We start from the raw sequence: 17742 nt of genomic DNA on the forward strand, positions 1-17742 counted from the left end.
TTTTCCTCAGTCGTGGAAGCCAAACAGGCGCTTTGGGGTATCCCACAGGATTTTGCGGCGGGTGTTTTCGTCGGGGATCATTTTCTCCAGCAGCAGCAGCTGGGTGCCCATGTCCATCCGTTCGGTGGCGCGCAGGAACGGCCAGTCGGAACCCCACAGGCAGGCATCTGCGCCAAAGGCGTCGAGCAGTGCCAGCACATACGGCTGCGCATCGTGCCATGGGTAGCGCTGCTGCGAGAACTTGGCCATGCCCGACAGTTTGACCGACGTCCGATCCTGACCCGCCAGCGACAGCAGCGCCTGGAACGCCGGCTGCGACAGCCCGGCGTTAACGTCCGGTCGCCCGGAATGGTCGAAGATCAGTTTGGTGCGGGTGCGGTTCAGCAGCGGCATCAGCGCCAGCAGCTGCTCATCCTGCACCTGGATCTGCGCAAACATCTCCAGCTCTGCCAGCCTCGCCATCAGATCGTCGAGCTGTAAAAAAGGGCCGGTGCCGAGCATCGCGACATTAAAGGCAATACCGACCACGCCGCGATCCTTCAGGGCCGCCAGCGTGTTGCTGTCGACGTCACGCGGCGTCACCGCAATGCCTTTCGCCCGGCCACCGGACTGGCGGATCGCCTCCAGCATGCAGCGGTTATCGAGGTTATAGGCCGACGTCGGGCCGACCATCAGCGAATGGCGGATGTTGTAGGCTTCCATCACCGCCTGATAGTAGGCCGGGGTGGCCAGCTCGTGACCGTCCGGGTGGTAGCCGCTGTTGGCATCATAGGGAAACTGCGCCGGATCGAATACGTGATGGTGGCAGTCAATAATGGGCAACGAGGTCATCAGGACGCTTTCCCCGCAACAGAGTAGAGCACCTGCTGATTGCGGGTTTGCTGGAACTCTTCCAGCGACACGCCGCGCATCGCGGAGTAGATATGCAGGTTGGAGACGCCGACCACCGCACCCAGTTTCTCCAGCAGGAAGAAGCTGACGCCGTAATGGATCATCCCGCGCCAGTCCAGCGAGCTAATCAGCGTGCGCTCTTCTTCGGTCAGTTTTGATTCGTCATACAGCGCCTCGGGTTCGTTGCGGAAGCGCTCACGCCACGCGGGCTGGATCATCTTGTGCAGGAATTTGTTGATGCGTAATGCCTTCAGGCTGCGCGCCTGAGTGAACGGATAGGTGCCGGGCAACTTCTCCACGCCGCTGAGCTGCAGGTTGATCTTATCGCGCTGGCGCTGATGCACATCCACCGGCGCTTCCCTCGCCTGGTTTTCAAGGATCAGCGTGGCGATGCCGGTCATCGACGGCAGATAATAGGCCTGATGCAGCTTTTCCACGTTGGCAGACAGCGCGCCGCGCATCACCAGCCACATAATCACTTCCGACCCTTCCAGCCCGCCCAGCGTGGCGTATTCGGCCAGAGTGATTTCGGTCAGACGCTGCGGATCGTTGACGATCATATCGACAAACTGCGCATCCCACTCCGGGTTGTTAAAGCCGCAGCGTTCACCGTGCACCTGATGAGAAACGCCGCCGGTGGCGACGACCGCCACCTTCAGATCTTCCGGGAAGCTTTCCACCGCGCGGCGCAGCGCCTGGCCGAGTTTGAAGCAGCGGCGGGCAGACGGGATCGGGAATTGCAGCACGCCAATCGCCAGCGGAACCACCTGCATAGGCCAGCCGTTATCGCAGGGTGCCAGTGCGGACAGCGGTGAGAACAGGCCATGATCCAGCGGCTTGTCCTGGAAGAACGACATATCGAATTCATCCGCCATCAGGCTGGCACCAATGTGCTGCGACAGGGCCGCATGCCCCTGAACCGGCGGCAAATCGCGCGGGCCGCCGCCTTCATCCGCCACCGCATACTGCTCATCAATGCCCAGCGTAAAGGCCGAATAGTGATCGAAGAAGAAGGAGGTGACGTGATCGTTAAACACGTACAGCAGCACGTCCGGTTTCTTCTCTTCCAGCCAGCGTTGCATAGGCGCAAAGCCGTCGAAAATAGGCGCCCAGGCCCCTTCCTGTTGCTTGTTATGGTCGACTGCAAAGCCAATGGTTGGCGTGTGTGAGACGGCCAGACCGCCGATGATAGTAGCCATAGTTCTCTTCCTTCACTTATCGGTTATTCATACTGCGCGAGAGGGACGGCAGGTCGTTGAGATCAACCCCTTTCAGCTGTCTTGCCACCTGCGCAGGCTTATGTTGCGTAATCGAGAGCGCCGCCAGCAGAGCCGGGATCGCTAACACAATAAAGATGCTGGTTTGCCCCGGGAACACCCCGAGCAGCACGCCGCCCAGCGAGGAGCTGATAATCGCGCCGCTGCGGCCAATGCCGTGCATCCAGCACACGCCGGTGGCGCGCATTTCTGTGGGATAAAAGGCCGGTGAGAAGGCCTGCAGGCCGGTCTGCGCGCCGTTAATACAGAGCCCGCTGACAAACACCAGCAGCGCCAGCATGTCCGGACCAAAGCCCCAGACGCCCTGAGAGACCAGGCAGAAACAGCCCAGCAGATAAAAGGTCGCGATGACATATTTCGCCTTCAGGCGATCCATCAGGCTTCCGACCAGCAGGCCGCCGACGGTGCCACCCAGCTGGAACAGCCCGGCGACGATTGCCGCGCGCTCCAGCGTGACGCCGCCCGACCGCATAATGGTCGGCAGCCAGCCGTTAAGCAGGTAGATGACAAACAGGCCCATAAAGTAGGTCAGCCACAGCACGATGGTGCCGCCGGCATAGCCCTTGCTGAACAGCTGCAGCACCTGCGCTTTTTTCGGCACAATCGGCGTCGACAGCACAAAGGCGGTGGTGGCAGTAAAGGTGCCGCCCATGCGGTTCAGCACCGCGGCAATTTTTTCGCGGCTGACGTTGCGCACCACCATAAACATTGCCGATTCCGGTAATACCCAGATCAGCACCGGCAGCATCAGCAGCGGCATCGCGCCACCAAACAGCAGCACCGATTTCCAGCCAAAGTGCGGCAACATGCCGGCGGCGATAAAGCCGCCCATCCCGGAACCGATATTAAAGCCGCTGTACATCAGGGTGATCATCAGGCTGCGGCGACGTTCCGGCATATATTCCGACACCAGCGTCACGCAGTTTGGCATCACCGCGCCAAGGCCCAGTCCGGTCAGAAAGCGCAGCAGCGCCATCTCCATCGGCGAACGGGCAAAGGCGCTGCCCAGACTGAAGCAGGCAAAGCAGGCAATCGAAATCAGCAGGATCTTCTTGCGGCCAAATTTATCCGACCACGGCCCGGCGACCAGCGCGCCAATCGCCACGCCGAACATTGCGGCACCGAGGATCGGGCCCATCTCAGCGTGGGAAATGCCCCAGTCTTCAATCAGGGCAGGGGCAATAAAGCCCATTACGGCGGCGTCATAACCGTCGAACAGGATAATTAAGAAGCACAGGGCCAGGATCAGCCATTGCTTCCCCGAGATGGCGCGGGAATCAATCCATCCCTTTACGTCGACAATGTCGTGGTTGCTCATAGGGTACGCTCTCTGTTTTTTTTATTAATCCGTGACCGGGTTAAAAAAAAATCCACTCACCTGGGATTGACGGGTGGTGTTTTTATCTGTTTTTGAGGTAAGTCTGTTCTGTTTTTTTATTATAAAACAGCCAGTTATATTGTTGTTGTTTTGTTGTGCCAATACCAACTTAAGCAGGGGCAGCGGCTTTGTCTGCCATAAAATGGTTATAGAGGCATGAGTTTTATTTATTCTGTGAGGTGTGCCGTAAGATGAAACCGGGGCAGGGCGGCAAATCGACAATGTAAAGATGTTCAAATATTTCAGTGTGTTTCTGACGTTTATTGATAAATCGCGTTATTACTCGCCAGCGTATTTATTCTTAGAGAAATAAAACCTTTCAGTGATTTAGCCAGTGGATCTATTTATTCACCCCACAAAAAATAATGATAAAGCGGTATATTAAAGAGACGACCATCCCTTTTATGGCTAATTGAGGCCATAGGAAAAGCTTATGCTTAATTAATGCATCAGGAATGCATTAATAATCATATTATTGATTATTATGGGTTTTAATTGATTACTTTAGTTTATTTAATTGGCTGTAAACGCGTGTACTGAGAAATCAACGGCAAACAGGTTAATTTAATAAAAATTACATTCGCTTATTTCATCTGACTTAAGAATAATCTTAATAATTAATACCAGTCTAAAATATCAGAACTTATTACAGCAGATGTGTACATACTTAAACGGAGGCAGTTCCTCTGTTAACACTTATTTCCATTTATTTGGCGCTCAGGTTTATTCCTGTCGTACTTAAAAGAGAGAATGTATTTTGACGACACTAAAACCCCTGTTAGCGAAAAACCGCAGTTGGGCCTTACAGCGCCGCCAACGCAATCCTCAATACTTTCGCCAAAACGTCGATTCCCAGCAGCCGCACTCGCTGTGGATTGGTTGCTCCGACAGCCGCGTTCCCGCCGAAGTCCTGACCGGCGCGCATCCCGGTGAACTCTTTGTGCACCGTAATATCGCCAATATGGTGGTGGCCGGTGACGATAATTTTATGAGCGTGCTGCAATACGCGCTGGAGTACCTGAAAGTCTCCCGCATTGTACTCTGCGGCCATTACGGCTGCGGTGGCGTGCAGGCGGCGATAGCCTTACCGAATATTCCGTTGTCTGACGAAAACTCGCCGCTCGCCCGACGCATCACGCAGCTGCGTAACGCGCTGGCACCGGGACTGGCGGACGCCGACGGTATTGAGGATGAAAGCGAAAAGCTGAATAAGCTGGTGGAGGCCAACGTCCTCGCCCAATTTTCTCACCTGATCGCCGCTGAGCCGGTGCTGAATATCTGGCGATCCGGCGTGGAACTGGATGTGTTTGGCTGCGTGTATGACCTGCAGTCCGGGCATCTGAAAGAGTTAATCCAGCAAAGTGCAGAGGGTAAATCGCCATGAACTTAAGTCATCTACGTCGGGATATCCCGGCTGGCCTGGTCGTGTTTCTGGTGGCGCTGCCGCTCTGTCTGGGCATTGCGCAGGCCAGCGGCCTTCCGCCCTTCGTTGGCCTGCTTACCGGGGTGATTGGCGGGCTGGTGGTCACCACCTTCAGCCCGTCTAAATTCGCCGTCAGCGGCCCGGCCGCCGGTCTGGTGACCATTGTCACCGGCGCAATTGAAACCCTTGGATCGTTTTCCGCCCTGCTGTTCGCGTTAATCATCGCCGGCGTGCTGCAGTTTATGCTCGGCGTGATGCGCGCCGGACGCTTTATCACCCTGGTGCCAGGCACGGTGATCAAAGGTATGCTGGCGGCAATCGGTATTTTGCTGATTATGCAGCAGATCCCGGTGGCGCTCGGTGCGGCAGAAGAGAGTGAACTCAGCTCGCTGGTCACCGGCGGCGCGTTTAGCGTGTCGATCCCGGCGATTGTGGTCTCCGGCATCGGCCTGTTTATTCTGTGGTTCTGGTCGACCAACACCGTCAAAAACATCAAGGTGCTGAGCTGGGCGCCAGGCCCGTTGGTCGCGGTGCTGTTTGGCTGTATGGCGACGGTGGTCGGCGGCAAAATGTTCCCGGACATCGTCAGCAACCTGCCGCGCATTTCGTTGCCTTCCTTCGACAGCCTGGCGGCGTTGACCGGTGAACTGGAACGCCCGGACTGGAGCGTCTGGCAGAATCCGGCGGTGTATATGATTGCCGCGACCCTCGCCATCGTCGCCAGCCTGGAAACCCTGCTTAGCCAGGAAGCGCTGAAAAAGCTGCGTCCACAAAATCCACCGCCGTCGCCGGATAAAGAGATGCGCGCGCAGGGTATCGGTAACCTGATCAGCGGCTTCCTTGGCGGCTTGCCGATTACCGCGGTGATTGTCCGCAGCTCGGTCAACGTCAGCGCCGGTGCGCAGAGCAAGATTTCAATCCTGATCCATGGCGTGTTGCTGCTGGTGTGTGGCCTTTACTTCAGCAATCTGCTGAACGCCATTCCGCTGGCCAGCCTGGCGGCGGTGCTGCTGTATACCGGGTATAAGCTGGCGACGCCGCGGCTGTTTGTCGAACACTTCCGCCAGGGCGCGCAGCAGGCGGTGCCGTTCCTTGCCACCATCGGCGGGATTCTGGTGTTTGGTATGCTGGCGGGGATTGGTATTGGCCTGGCCACGCAGATCCTGTTCAGCATCTATAAGAGCCATCGCGGGGCGATGTTGCTGACGCGCTACGACGATCACTTTGTGTTGCGCTTCCAGCAGAACCTGACCTTTATGCATAACCCCCGGTTGAAAGGCCTGCTGGCGGAAATCCCGGAAAACAGCGTGGTGATTGTCGATCATGACAACGCGGAGTACATCGATCCGGATGTCAAAGCGGTGCTGAAAGACTTCGGTGAAGGGGCGCAGAAACGTGGCATCGTGCTGAATCAGTGGCCGGTGAAACTCGCCTGATGTGACAGGCCGTTAAATGAGCGTCAGTCTTTTGTTGCAAATGCGAAATTGCGTTCTATGCTTCGGGAGCAAAATTGCGCATTAGAGGGACTGACATGAGATTTAACGGCCTGGCAAAAGGATTTTTCATCCTGATCCTTTTTATCGTAACAGTGGCTTTTCTTGATGTACTGGGGCCGTACTACTCTTCGGTATTGTGGGCTGCGATCCTCGCAGTGATCTTCCACCCAATGAAAACAAAACTCCGCCAGATGATGGGTGACCGTAATGGATTAGCCACCTTTGCCACGCTGGTGGTGATCTGCTTAATCGTCTTCACCCCGTTGGCCATTCTCGTTTCGTCGATGGCGATTGAGTTCAATGTGGTTTACACCAAGCTGCAGAGCAACAATATGCAGCTGCCGACCATCATGGCTGACGTGATGCAGCATTTGCCGGGCTGGGCCAGAAGCTTCCTGACCGAACACCAGTTGGACACCGCCGCGCAAATCCAGCAAAAGCTTTCACAGGTGGCGATGCAGGGCGGACAGTATCTGGCGGGCAGCGTATTCCTGATCGGTAAAAGCACCTTCGGTTTCACCGTTGGTTTCGGCATCATGCTGTATCTGCTGTTCTTCCTGCTGAAAGACGGTGCTTACCTGGTCAATCTGATCCTTGAAGCCTTGCCGCTGTCCAGCTACGTGAAGCATCACCTGTTTATGAAGTTCGCAGCGGTTTCCCGTGCGACGGTCAAAGGCACGGTGGTGGTGGCAGTGGTGCAGGGCGCGCTGGGTGCGCTGGCATTCTGGATCACCGGCATTGATGGCATCCTGCTGTGGGGCGCACTGATTGCCTTCCTGTCCCTGATCCCGGCGGTGGGGTCGGCGATTGTCTGGGTGCCTGCGGCGATCTTCTTCTTCGCCTCGGGCGTGTTGTGGAAAGGGCTGTTTATCGTCGGCTTCTTTGTGGTGGTCATTGGCCTGGTGGACAACATTCTTCGTCCGCTGCTGGTCGGCAAAGATACCAAGATGCCGGATTACCTGATCCTGATCGCCACCCTCGGCGGCATGGAAATCTACGGTATCAACGGCTTTGTGATCGGTCCGCTGATTGCCGCGATGTTTATTGCCTGCTGGAATCTGCTTTCCGGTCGCGATAACCGCGAAAACAGCGATGAGATCGATGAAGAGTTTATTGAAGAAGGGAAAGCCCCGCCGGAAGCCTGATCGGCCGGCTGGGTGAAATAAAAAAGCAGCGCTCCGGCGCTGCTTTTTGCTTTATGAGACTACCCCGCCATTTCCCGCTTAAACACCTCCAGCGTATGGGCTTTGACGCGAATAAATTCCGGATGACTCATGATTTCGGCGGTGCGCGGACGCGGTAATTTAAACGGGACGATTTCCGCCACCCGCGTCGGACGCCGCGTCAGCAGTAAGATCTCATCCGCCAGGAACACCGCATCCTCCAGATCGTGCGAGACAATCAGCATCGTCACGCCGGTGGCCTGCTGGACCTGCTGCAGCTTATCGCGGATAAACAGCGTCATTTCAAAGTCGAGCGCCGAGAACGGCTCGTCGAGAAACATCACTTCCGGCTCGGTCGCCAGCGCGCGCATGATGCACACCGTCTGCTGCTGGCCGCCCGACAGTTCGTACGGATAGCGCTGCAGATCGAAGCGGATATCAAACATCTCCGACAGCTCGGCTACGCGCTTTTTCACCGCACCGGCCTTCATTCCCCGGCGCTTTAGCGGATAGGCAATGTTGTTCCAGGCGGTCAGCCACGGAAACAACGCATCGCGGTAGTTCTGGAACACATAGCCGATGGTGGTTTCCGCCAGCGTTTTGCCATCAAACAAAATTTGCCCGCGATCGACCGGGATCAGGCCGGCAATCATATTCATCAGCGTCGATTTACCGCAGCCGTTGGGGCCGAATATCGACACAATCTTGCCGCGCGGGAAGTCGAGATTCAGATCCTGATAAAGCGGTTGCCCGGCGAAGGTTTTATCCAGCCCGCGGATCGTGACGTGGGTATTGGGTTTAGGGTAGGGAGGATGGTTCATGCTTTGCCACTCCAGTGTACGCAGCGCTTTTCAATCAGCAGAAAGCCCAGATTCAGCAGATACCCAAAGGCGCCGGTAATCAGGATCGACGCGTACATGTCCTTAATGTTGAACAGCTGCTGTGCGTCGATAATGCGGTGGCCCAGGCCGGTTTCCGAGCCGATAAACATCTCGGCAACGATCACGATCACCAGCGCCATCGACACGCCGGTGCGCAGGCCGACAAAGGTTTGCGGCAGGCTTTCCATCAGCATGATGTCTTTGAACACATGCCAGCGCGAAACGCCCATCACCTGCGCCGCCATGATGCGGGTCTTTTTGGCATTCATTACGCCGTACGCGCTGTTAAACAGGATCACCAGCACCGCCGCAAAGGCCGCAATGGCGATTTTATTGGTGTCGGTGATGCCGAAAATCAGCATAAACAGCGGGATCAGCGCCGAAGAGGGCGTGGAGCGGAAGAAATCGACCAGGAACTCCACGCTGCGGTACAGGCGTTCGCTGCTGCCGAGCATCACGCCCAACGGCACACCAATCACCGCCGAGACGAAAAAGGCCATCAGCGTGCGGTACAGGGTGGCACCGATATCCTGATTCATGCTGCCGTCGGCCAGCTTGCTGAACAGATAGCTGACGGTTTCACCCGGTGAGGGCAGTAACACCGGGTTCAGCCATTTGGCGCTGACCGCCGTCTGCCACAGCAAAAAGAGCAGCAGCGGCCCGACCAGCGGCAGAAGCTTATAACGCCATGATGACTTCATCTTGCGGCTCCTTATGCTTTGTAGATTAGCGGGGCAACCTGAAGCGGCTTGCTGAAGATCTTCCGCTCGGTAAAGACGTCATAGAATTTCTGGAACCATTGCTGATTCTCGCCGGTGAGCTGGTCATACATCACAAAGCCCGGCAGCGGCACTTCCTTCACCAGCGCGGCTTCGATACCGGTGTAGCCGGCAACATACTGACGCGCGTCGTCCGGGTTTTGCTGAATGTATTTCACCGCTTCGGCATAGGCTTCGACAAACTGCGTCGAGCGGGCCTTATCGGCATTAATAAAGCTGCTGGTCAGCGCCGCCGCGCCACCGAACCACGGTGCGTTGGCATCGCCCAGCACGTATTTCGCAATCACGCCGGTTTCCAGCACTTTGCCCAGCCCTTTCATCCGCGCGACCGTGCCGGTGGGCTCAAGGGTATAAACGCCGTCGATCTGGCCCGCCGCCAGTGAAGGCACATGCTGGCCAATCGGCAGTTCGATCACGTTGGTTTCCGTGAAGCCATTCTTTTCCAGAATGATTTTCGCCATGGTGACGTTCTGAATGCCGGGTCCGCAGGCGATGCGTTTGCCTTTCAGATCGCCGATGGATTTGGCGGTGCTGTTCATCGGTACCAGGAATTCATCCAGCACCATTTTTTCGTTGGACGGGTTGGAGCAGATTATTTTGAACAGGTCCGGGCTGGTCAGCGCGCCCAGTCCCAGTGCGCCGGTTGCCGTGCCGTTGGCACAGCCATGAATGCGCCCGGTGATCATCCCTTCGACCACCTGTTGCGTACTGGCAAATTTCACCGCGCGCACATTCAGGCCCGCCTTTTTAAAGAAGCCTTTCTCAATACCGACATATAAAGGCAGACCGCCGACAATCGGCCAGTAGCCAATCAGGATCTCTTCGTCTGCCGCCATCGCAGGCAGGCTCCCCAACATGCCACTGAGTGCAACGCCGCCTAAAGTCAGTGCCGAATACTTCATGATCTGGCGACGCATCGCATCGATAGTCTGTTTGTCTTTGCTGCTCATGGCTGATGACTCCCAATGTGGCCCGGTATGCGGGCTTGTATACAAGTTAGTGATCAACCAATGCAGGAGTTATGCCAGAACGGCAAAGGCAGGCAGGGCAGGCCCTGAACGGGGATTGTGGCGTAAGGTTCGTTGCGGGTGGTGCGCACGCTGCACCAATCTGGAGAAAATGCCCCTTCATTGCTAGCAGTGCGTTTGTTTTCGTTAGCGTGGCTGCCTGAAAGACGGGCGGTAAAGGGGCGTTTTCAGACCGGGGTTTTTAGGGCCAGTCATGCCTGCCGGTCGGCATCTCTTTCATTGTGCTCAACTTTATTGTGGGCTTAAGGAACATAGCTGGGCAGATGTGATCGTCCGCAGGCGGCTTATTTGTGATCGCACGGTCATTTTCAGCGTTAAAAATAACGAAATGATAAAAAACCTGAGGAAAAAGCGCGGAGTGATAATTTTTTCTAATCAATTCAACCCGATAACTAGCACTTTTTTTTTGAAACGAATGCATGGCGCTTAAATTTTGATCATCCAGAAAGGCAGGTCTGAAGTAAGGGAACCCGCGATCGGCTTATGTAAATCCTTGTAAAACATGCATTATAAATGAGTCTTTGCCATCGGCCTGGCCAGTCGGAATTTTTCTCCCTGTTTTTCTGTCGCCGTCACCTGTCCGCCGCTTTCTGTTTAAAGCTCAAACGCCTGCTATATTTTCAACGGACTCGACGGCGAATTTGGCTTACGGGCATCTCAGAGGGTGACGTTCTTCTCTCTCCGGCACTATCCACTAAATGACCAGGGATGTTGCATGTCTGGTACTTTATTTCCCTTTATCACTCAGGCGTTACAGTCAGTTCCTGGACTGGCTATCTTTCTGGCCCTGACATTTGGCTATGCCATCGGGCAGATCCGCCTTGGGCCGATCCAGCTGGGTGGCGTCTGCGGCACGCTGATTGCCGCGCTGCTGATTGGTCAGCTGAATATTCCCGTCGATACCGGTATCAAAAACATCTTCTTTATGATGTTCATTTTTGCGCTGGGTTACAGCGGTGGCCCGCAATTCTTCGCCAATCTGAATGCCAAAGGCATCCGCCTGGGCGTGTTCTGCCTGATTGAGGTGGTGGCAGTGCTGGCGCTGGTGCTGACCGCCACGGCGGTGATGCATCTGGATCCGGGCACTGCGGCGGGGATGATGGCCGGTGCCGCGACTGAATCTGCCGTGGTCGGCACCGCCACCGACGCCATTTCCCGCCTGGATTTGCCTGCCAGCGACATTCTCCGCCTGCAGGGCAACGTCGTGACCGCCTACTCCATCACCTATATCTGCGGGCTGATCACCATCGTCATCGTCACCAGCCAGCTCTTTCCGTTGTTCCTGCGCGTTAACCTGCGCGAGGAGGCGGACAAACTGTGGCTGGAAATGGGCGGGCGGGTCGAAACCGACGGACAGTCTGCGGCACCAACCATCGTCGGACGCGGTTATCGGGTGGATGCCGGCGCCGGTTATACCGTGGCGGCGATCCAGCAACGGCTGGGCCAGCAAAGCAGCATCGTGCGGGTGCAGCGTCATGGCCGACTGCTGGCGCTGACACCCGAGCTGAAGCTGCGCCGGGACGATCGCGTGCTGCTGGTGGGCTATCGCGGATCGCTGATTGAGACCGCCGCAATGCTGGGCCAGGAGATGCCGGACACCACCTCGATGGCCGCTGCGCTGGAAACCTACCATGTGGTGCTGCTGGCACCGGCGATGGCCAACCGGCCTTTGCAGGAGGTGACCTTGCCCGCTGGCCTGCATGTGGCCGCCATTCAGCGCGGTGACGCGATTATGCCGGCCTTACCCGCAACCCGCTTACAGCTTCATGACATCCTGCAGATTTACGACACCACGCCAGGCGGTGGCCGCAGCTCGGGCGCCCAGCTCAGCCATATCGGCAAAAGGATGCCCGACAAGCTCGCCAGCAACCTCGGCATTGCCGGGCTGGCGATTGCCCTCGGCACTCTGCTGGGCAGCTTTAGCCTCAACATCGGCGGCATTCCGTTCTCAGCCGGGACCGGCGGCGGCGTGCTGGTGGTCGGACTGGTGCTGGGCTGGTATCACGCCCGTCGTGCCGATCTGCATACGGTGAATGCCGATGCGCTGGCGCTGATGAAGGATTTGGGCCTGGCGGGCTTTATTGCCGGGGTTGGCCTGTCATCGGGTCCGCAGGCGATGGCGCTGATTATGCAGTACGGCTTTAGCTTGCCGCTGCTGGGCATTGCCATCGCGGTGATCCCGGCGTCTCTCTCCCTGTTGGTTGGGCACTTTTGGCTCAAACTCAGCGCCCCGGTGTTACTCGGGGCCATTGCCGGGCAACAGTGCAGCACGCCTGCACTGAGTGCCATCCAGAGTGCCTGTGGAAATTCCACGCCGCTGCTGGGTTACACCATCACCTACGCAATTTCGAATGTCGTGCTGCCCCTGATGGGGCCGTTAATTGTCGGGCTGGCCAGTTCTCTCCAGCCTGTTTAGCTGTCAGAACTCTTCATTTTGGTAACTGAGGTAGGCATATGAACTGGTTGCATGAGTTGTTCCAAAAGTCTCCCGAAATCGCGCTGTTTCTGTCGATTGCGGCGGGGTATTACCTCGGCAAGATCAAATTTGGCAAGTTCCAGCTGGGCGGGGTGGCGGGTTCGCTGCTGGTTGCCGTGCTGGTCAGTCAGGTGGGCGTGGAGATCGATGCGGGGGTGAAATCGGTGATGTTTGCCCTGTTTATTTATGCGGTGGGGTACGAGAGCGGGCCCGATTTCTTCCGATCCTTAGGCAAGCAGTCGATCAAAGAGATCATTCTGGCGGCGGTGCTGGCGATTACCGGGCTGCTGACGGTGGTGGTGTTAGCCAAAGGCTTCGATCTGGATAAAGGGCTGGCGGCTGGCGTCGCGGCGGGGGCATTAACCCAGTCTGCGATTATCGGGACCGCTGGTGACGCCATCACCAAGCTGGGGCTGGGGGCCGATGAGGTTCAGCGCTTACAGGGCAATGTGGCGATCGGCTATGCGGTCACCTACGTCTTCGGCTCCTTCGGCGCCATTCTGGTCTGTGTGAATTTGCTGCCGAAGTTTATGGGCCGCAGCATCAAAGAGGATGCGTTAAAGGCCGAAAGCGCCATCCAGTCAGGCGTGCAGGTGTACGGACCGGGGCAGGAAGCCGCCGCGCCCGATCTGGTTGGCAGGATCTTCCAGTTGCCACCAAATACCGCCACCACGATTTCCGCCCTGGAGAATGCGTCAGATCTCCCGATCACCATCGAACGGGTGAAGCGGGAAAAACAGGTGATGGAGCCGACGCCGGACCTGCAGTTGCTGGGCGGGGATATTGTGCTGGTGGTCGGCAAACGTACCGCCGTGGTCACCATCGCCCCCAGCCTCGGCAAAGAGCTGCACGCCGAGGAAGGCATGGAACTGACCATGCAGCGGCGTGAAGTGGTGATCACCAGCAAGAAACTTGAAAACCGCACCTTTGGCGATATTCGTGCTGCCGCCGCGCAGGACGTGCGTCATGGGATATATGTCTCGCAGATTACCCGCCAGGGTAAAGCGCTGGCGCTGGAGCCGGAAACGGTGCTGATGCTGGGCGATGTGGTCACGGTATTTGGCGCGGAACAGGACGTCAAACGCGTGGTGGACCTGATTGGTCATGCGATTGTGCCGAGCGCCAAAACTGACTTCGTTTATATGGGTGCAGGCCTGGTGGTTGGCCTGCTGGTGGGATTACTGACCGCCAGAATCGGCTCGATTCCGCTGACGTTAGGCAGTGGTGGCGGGGCATTGCTCTCCGGCCTGCTGTTTGGCTGGTTCCGCTCCCGTCGGCAGTCCTTCGGCTATATGCCGTCCGGCGCGGTGCAGATCCTGAAAGATCTGGGTCTGGCGGCATTTGTGGTGGTGGTCGGGATCTCTTCCGGCCTGCAGGCGGTGCAAACCGTCGAAAGCCAGGGGCTGAAGCTGCTGTTGATCGGTGTTGTGGTGACCATCCTGCCATTAGTGCTGACCATGCTGTTTGGCCGCTACGTGCTGCGCTACAACAACACCGCCATTTTCGCTGGGGCGCTTAGCGGCACCCGCAGCGCTAACCCGGCCTTTGGTGAGGTGCTGGATAAAGCCGAAAACACCGTGCCAACGGTGCCGTTCGCCATTACCTACGCGCTGGCCAACGTGTTCCTGACCCTACTGGGGCCGCTGGTTGTTGCACTGGTTTAACGAGATGTCGTCTTACAGGTAGCCTGCCCGGGCGATCCCGGAAGGGCAATTTGCTTTGTCAATGATGCTTCAAGGAGTAGTGACATGAATTTTAGCGACCCGGAAAAGCTCGCGCTGTTGAGCCCTTTTGAACTGAAAGATGCTCTGATGCAGCGGGCGGTTCAAAGTAACCAGTTGATGTTGAACGCTGGCCGTGGGAACCCCAATTTTCTGGCTACCACCCCGCGCCATGGTTTTTTCCAGTTTGGTTTGTTTGCAATGACCGAAGCCGAACGCTCCTACATGTATATGGATCATGTCGGCGGCTTTCCGAAACGTGAGGGCATCGAAGCGCGGTTCGAACTGTTTGCCAAGCAGCATGAAAGTGTCCCAGGCGTGCGTTTTATCGAATCGGCCGTGTCGTATATTCGCGACCAGATGGGCCTGAATGCCGGCGATTTCATTTATGAAATGTGTGAGGCCATTTTGGGCTGTAACTACCCGGTACCGGACCGCATGCTCAAGATGAGCGAAGAGATTATCGGTAAGTACATCCACACCGAAATGATCGGCACCTATCCGTTTGTCGGTAAGTTCGATATGTATGCGCTGGAAGGCGGCACGGCGGCGATGACCTATCTGTTTGCCAGCCTGAAGGCCAACCATGTGATCAATGAGGGCGACACCATCGCGCTCGGTATGCCGATCTTTACCCCGTACATTGAGATCCCCGAGCTTAGCGATTACAACCTCAACACCATCCATATTGACGCGCCGCAATCCAATAAATGGCAGTACACCCACGAAGAGCTGGATAAGCTGCTGGACCCGAAAGTGAAGGCGTTCTTCCTGGTGAACCCAAGCAATCCACCGTCGGTGAAAATCGATGAGGACACGCTGCAATATATCGCCGAGATCGTGAAGAAGCGGCCTGACCTGATCATTCTTACCGATGACGTGTACGCCACCTTCGCCGACAACTTTGTCTCGCTGTTTGCCATCTGCCCGTATAACACCATCCTGGTGTACTCCTTCTCGAAATACTTCGGTGCCACCGGCTGGCGCATGGGGGTTGTGGCGACCCACGAAGACAATATTATCGACGCGGCGATTGCCCGGTTACCGGAAGCCAAAAGTAAGCAGCTCGACAAGCGCTACAGCTCGATAACTACCGATCCGCGTAGCCTGAAGTTTATCGATCGCCTGGTCGCCGACAGCCGTACGGTGGCGCTGAACCATACCGCCGGGCTGTCGACGCCGGTGCAGGCGCAGATGACGCTGTTCTCGATTTTCTGCCTGATGGACGAGCCTGGCGCTTATAAAGCCGAAATGAAACGCATCGTGCTGCGCAGGAAAGAGGCGCTGTATCGCGAACTGGGCCTGCCGATGCCGTATGACAACAACTCGGTGCGTTACTACCATCTGCTGGACCTGGAAGAGCTGGCCGAGCAGATGTACGGTGCCGAGTTTGTTAAATGGATGCTGGGTCAGTTGAAGCCGAATCAGGCCCTGTTCCGCCTGGCGGAAGAAACCGGGGTGATCCTGCTGCCGGGCCGCGGGTTCGGCACACCGCACCCGTCATGGCGCGTGTCGCTGGCTAACCTGAATGAGTATGATTACGCCAATATCGGTAAAGCTATCCGCAGGCTGTCTCTGGAATATTATGAGAAGTTTGTCGAAGCGACCCATGCCGACGTCCCGTCGCCTGCCGCAAAAGCGGTAAAAACGGTGAAAGCGACCGGCGCAACCCCGAAACCTAAGGCGAAGAAAAAGTCATAGTGGTTTAGGGCTAAAGTGATGCTGGCAGCTCCATGTGGGGCTGCCTTTTTTTATGGGGTGCGGGAGGTGAAATCAATTGATGGCGTCATCGCAATGCCGTCTGAGGTGTAAAAGACCGAGCTGGTGAACTGGTAGACCTTGCCGCTGAGGTTGATACTGACCCGGTTTCCCCATTTGTTGACCTTGGCATCCGCGGTATCCGCCGTCAGGAAGGGGGCAATATGGCCGAGTGCTTTTAGCGGCTCGGTTTTTAATTCCGCTGAAAGGTAGTAACGGTAGACATCTGACACCGTCGCGCCGCCCTGATACTCCGTAATATAAAGCCAGCTGTCCGGGCCGATCTGTTTCGCTGATAGCAATGCATCGTCATAAGGCGGGCCCATTGTGCGCTGATAGGCGAAATAGCCAAGGACTAATAGCAATAGGAGAAGCGTCAGGATTCGGTGCGTCCATTTAATAACCGTGCTGGGTGACATAATCTATTCCTTGAATTATCCATCGCTGATCCAGAGGATCATCTCCATGGGGGGATTGGCCGTGCCAGTCTCCCCATTCAGGCTTGGTTGTTCCCGCCCGACTTTGCGCAAACCCTGCTCCCATTAACAATATCTCGGCAGGAATACCGGCGGTATAACCAGTCGCACCATAATTGAAATTTCCAAAGTCAGCCCAAGCTCTGTTTCTTTGCTTGTAATCCCATGGCCCACGGTTTCTTACTTTGAGATAGAACCAGTAGTAAGTTGATGGTGTTGCCATATTTCGACTTGAACCACGACTTTTGGCTTCCATGATATTACGATAAATTAGACTAAAGCCCCCCGGGGGCATGATAGGTATTATAGCCATCAGCATGTCCCTAAGCCGTTTTACGTTCATTCCATGAATCGGAAAAAATCAAATTGCCATCACAATGTTTCCATGTGATTTTTTCGTATCTTAATTCAATGTTTTCAATATGGTTTTGATGTTGTGCGGCCGGATCTTTACAGTCATGCATAATCGGGGAAACTGAAACTACTTTCACATTTTCAAGTAGCATATTGAAGTATTCTGCTTCTTGCCCAGCATCATTGATTTTGTACCACTTCAATTCAGCAGATTTTAATGTTTGGCCTGAAGCTACCGCTTTGTACAGATAGGTAGATGAACTATCAAATTCTTTTTCGAGGATAAAAGCGCCATGTATGCGATTTCCAGTGATTTTCCCTGTGTTATTATCCGTAGGGGTATAAACACGATGAGTAAAAGCATTTATCTCAATACTTCCTTCCCTGTAACGTACGTCCACAGAGCCTTTAATGTCTGCGCCACCATCGTCTTTCAGCCATAAGTAAGCTGGAATTGCCATTTAAAAACTCCTTTTATAAACAATTCTCCTGAAGCTACCCTCGAAAAACTTTATGTTAATTGACTTGAATCAAGTTAAATGCGCTGAGCTATTAAAATGTTTGTAGGCACCGTGATACCAAGTTCGTTAGTGGTTATTTTGTTTTGTTCAGATTTGTATATAAATTAAATTAATGTTAAT

15 protein-coding genes are annotated in these 17742 nt (G+C 55.6%); 6 read left to right on the plus strand and 9 right to left on the minus strand.

Annotation, left to right across the window (positions count from 1 at the left end; translation table 11 throughout):
* Nucleotides 1–6: 6 nt before the first annotated feature.
* The 3 genes from EBC_RS04265 to EBC_RS04275 are packed head-to-tail and all read right to left on the minus strand — an operon-like array spanning nucleotide 7 to nucleotide 3486.
* A complete protein-coding gene (locus EBC_RS04265) occupies nucleotides 7–831 on the minus strand; it encodes an amidohydrolase family protein (RefSeq protein WP_013200575.1) in 825 nt (274 codons plus the stop codon).
* Nucleotides 831–2090, minus strand: coding sequence for a gallate dioxygenase (locus EBC_RS04270; RefSeq protein WP_013200576.1), 1260 nt, complete (start codon nucleotides 2088–2090; stop codon nucleotides 831–833). The genes EBC_RS04265 and EBC_RS04270 overlap by 1 nt, the downstream gene beginning before the upstream one ends.
* Nucleotides 2091–2106: 16 nt before the next feature.
* Nucleotides 2107–3486 (minus strand): MFS transporter, encoded by a 1380-nt coding sequence (locus EBC_RS04275; protein WP_013200577.1) that lies wholly within the window; start codon nucleotides 3484–3486, stop codon nucleotides 2107–2109.
* Nucleotides 3487–4303: 817 nt separating this feature from the next.
* Here EBC_RS04275 and EBC_RS04280 point away from each other — a divergent pair.
* The 3 genes from EBC_RS04280 (at nucleotide 4304) to EBC_RS04290 (ending at nucleotide 7610) form a co-directional block, all read left to right on the plus strand.
* Nucleotides 4304–4930, plus strand: a complete 627-nt coding sequence (locus tag EBC_RS04280; protein ID WP_013200578.1) for a carbonic anhydrase — start codon at nucleotides 4304–4306, stop codon at nucleotides 4928–4930.
* Nucleotides 4927–6405, plus strand: coding sequence for a SulP family inorganic anion transporter (locus tag EBC_RS04285; protein WP_013200579.1), 1479 nt, complete (start codon nucleotides 4927–4929; stop codon nucleotides 6403–6405). The genes EBC_RS04280 and EBC_RS04285 overlap by 4 nt, the downstream gene beginning before the upstream one ends.
* A 95-nt stretch (nucleotides 6406–6500) precedes the next feature.
* Complete coding sequence (locus EBC_RS04290) at nucleotides 6501–7610, plus strand: AI-2E family transporter (RefSeq protein ID WP_013200580.1); 1110 nt, start codon at nucleotides 6501–6503, stop codon at nucleotides 7608–7610.
* A gap of 59 nt (nucleotides 7611–7669) precedes the next feature.
* Here EBC_RS04290 and EBC_RS04295 read toward each other — a convergent pair whose 3' ends face one another.
* Genes EBC_RS04295 through EBC_RS04305 form a run of 3 tightly spaced genes read right to left on the minus strand, consistent with a single transcriptional unit; the run spans nucleotide 7670 to nucleotide 10238 of the window.
* Entirely contained in the window at nucleotides 7670–8449 is a 780-nt protein-coding gene (locus EBC_RS04295; RefSeq protein ID WP_013200581.1) for an ABC transporter ATP-binding protein, read from the minus strand.
* Nucleotides 8446–9210: an ABC transporter permease gene (locus tag EBC_RS04300; RefSeq protein WP_013200582.1), complete on the minus strand. Its 765-nt coding sequence runs from the start codon at nucleotides 9208–9210 to the stop codon at nucleotides 8446–8448. Before EBC_RS04300 ends, EBC_RS04295 begins: the two co-directional genes overlap by 4 nt.
* An 11-nt stretch (nucleotides 9211–9221) precedes the next feature.
* Nucleotides 9222–10238: an ABC transporter substrate-binding protein gene (locus EBC_RS04305; RefSeq protein WP_013200583.1), complete on the minus strand. Its 1017-nt coding sequence runs from the start codon at nucleotides 10236–10238 to the stop codon at nucleotides 9222–9224.
* A 793-nt stretch (nucleotides 10239–11031) separates the two neighbouring features.
* Here EBC_RS04305 and aspT (EBC_RS04315) point away from each other — a divergent pair.
* From aspT (EBC_RS04315) to EBC_RS04325, 3 genes are all read left to right on the plus strand, one after another.
* Nucleotides 11032–12732, plus strand: coding sequence for an aspartate-alanine antiporter (gene aspT / locus EBC_RS04315; RefSeq protein ID WP_013200584.1), 1701 nt, complete (start codon nucleotides 11032–11034; stop codon nucleotides 12730–12732).
* Between the two features lie 38 nt (nucleotides 12733–12770).
* Nucleotides 12771–14456 (plus strand): aspartate-alanine antiporter, encoded by a 1686-nt coding sequence (gene aspT, locus EBC_RS04320; RefSeq protein ID WP_013200585.1) that lies wholly within the window; start codon nucleotides 12771–12773, stop codon nucleotides 14454–14456.
* Nucleotides 14457–14540: 84 nt separating this feature from the next.
* Nucleotides 14541–16214 carry a bifunctional aspartate transaminase/aspartate 4-decarboxylase gene (locus tag EBC_RS04325; protein ID WP_013200586.1) on the plus strand — a complete coding sequence of 558 codons (1674 nt, stop codon included), beginning with the start codon at nucleotides 14541–14543 and terminating at the stop codon, nucleotides 16212–16214.
* A 50-nt stretch (nucleotides 16215–16264) separates the two neighbouring features.
* Here the strand turns inward: EBC_RS04325 and EBC_RS04330 are convergent, their stop codons facing one another.
* From EBC_RS04330 to EBC_RS04335, 3 genes are read right to left on the minus strand one after another with little or no spacing between them, the layout of a single operon-like run.
* Nucleotides 16265–16690, minus strand: a complete 426-nt coding sequence (locus EBC_RS04330) for a hypothetical protein (protein ID WP_041691884.1) — start codon at nucleotides 16688–16690, stop codon at nucleotides 16265–16267.
* Nucleotides 16668–17060, minus strand: a complete 393-nt coding sequence (locus tag EBC_RS24980; RefSeq protein ID WP_071822136.1) for a polymorphic toxin type 44 domain-containing protein — start codon at nucleotides 17058–17060, stop codon at nucleotides 16668–16670. Before EBC_RS24980 ends, EBC_RS04330 begins: the two co-directional genes overlap by 23 nt.
* A gap of 10 nt (nucleotides 17061–17070) precedes the next feature.
* A complete protein-coding gene (locus tag EBC_RS04335; protein ID WP_013200588.1) occupies nucleotides 17071–17562 on the minus strand; it encodes an Hcp family type VI secretion system effector in 492 nt (163 codons plus the stop codon).
* Nucleotides 17563–17742: the final 180 nt, after the last annotated feature.

Source organism: Erwinia billingiae Eb661 (assembly GCF_000196615.1).
Classification (GTDB): Bacteria; Pseudomonadota; Gammaproteobacteria; order Enterobacterales; family Enterobacteriaceae; genus Erwinia; species Erwinia billingiae.

Bases quoted from the DNA above. Each gene is read 5' to 3' on its own strand.
- EBC_RS24980 (WP_071822136.1), bottom strand. From the start codon at position 17,060: ATGGCTATAATACCTATCATGCCCCCGGGGGGCTTTAGTCTAATTTAT.
- EBC_RS04335 (WP_013200588.1), bottom strand. From the start codon at position 17,562: ATGGCAATTCCAGCTTACTTATGGCTGAAAGACGATGGTGGCGCAGAC.
- EBC_RS04290 (WP_013200580.1), top strand. From the start codon at position 6,501: ATGAGATTTAACGGCCTGGCAAAAGGATTTTTCATCCTGATCCTTTTT.
- EBC_RS04270 (WP_013200576.1), bottom strand. From the start codon at position 2,090: ATGGCTACTATCATCGGCGGTCTGGCCGTCTCACACACGCCAACCATT.
- EBC_RS04295 (WP_013200581.1), bottom strand. From the start codon at position 8,449: ATGAACCATCCTCCCTACCCTAAACCCAATACCCACGTCACGATCCGC.
- EBC_RS04275 (WP_013200577.1), bottom strand. From the start codon at position 3,486: ATGAGCAACCACGACATTGTCGACGTAAAGGGATGGATTGATTCCCGC.
- EBC_RS04300 (WP_013200582.1), bottom strand. From the start codon at position 9,210: ATGAAGTCATCATGGCGTTATAAGCTTCTGCCGCTGGTCGGGCCGCTG.
- aspT (WP_013200584.1), top strand. From the start codon at position 11,032: ATGTCTGGTACTTTATTTCCCTTTATCACTCAGGCGTTACAGTCAGTT.
- EBC_RS04305 (WP_013200583.1), bottom strand. From the start codon at position 10,238: ATGAGCAGCAAAGACAAACAGACTATCGATGCGATGCGTCGCCAGATC.
- aspT (WP_013200585.1), top strand. From the start codon at position 12,771: ATGAACTGGTTGCATGAGTTGTTCCAAAAGTCTCCCGAAATCGCGCTG.
- EBC_RS04330 (WP_041691884.1), bottom strand. From the start codon at position 16,690: ATGTCACCCAGCACGGTTATTAAATGGACGCACCGAATCCTGACGCTT.
- EBC_RS04285 (WP_013200579.1), top strand. From the start codon at position 4,927: ATGAACTTAAGTCATCTACGTCGGGATATCCCGGCTGGCCTGGTCGTG.
- EBC_RS04265 (WP_013200575.1), bottom strand. From the start codon at position 831: ATGACCTCGTTGCCCATTATTGACTGCCACCATCACGTATTCGATCCG.
- EBC_RS04325 (WP_013200586.1), top strand. From the start codon at position 14,541: ATGAATTTTAGCGACCCGGAAAAGCTCGCGCTGTTGAGCCCTTTTGAA.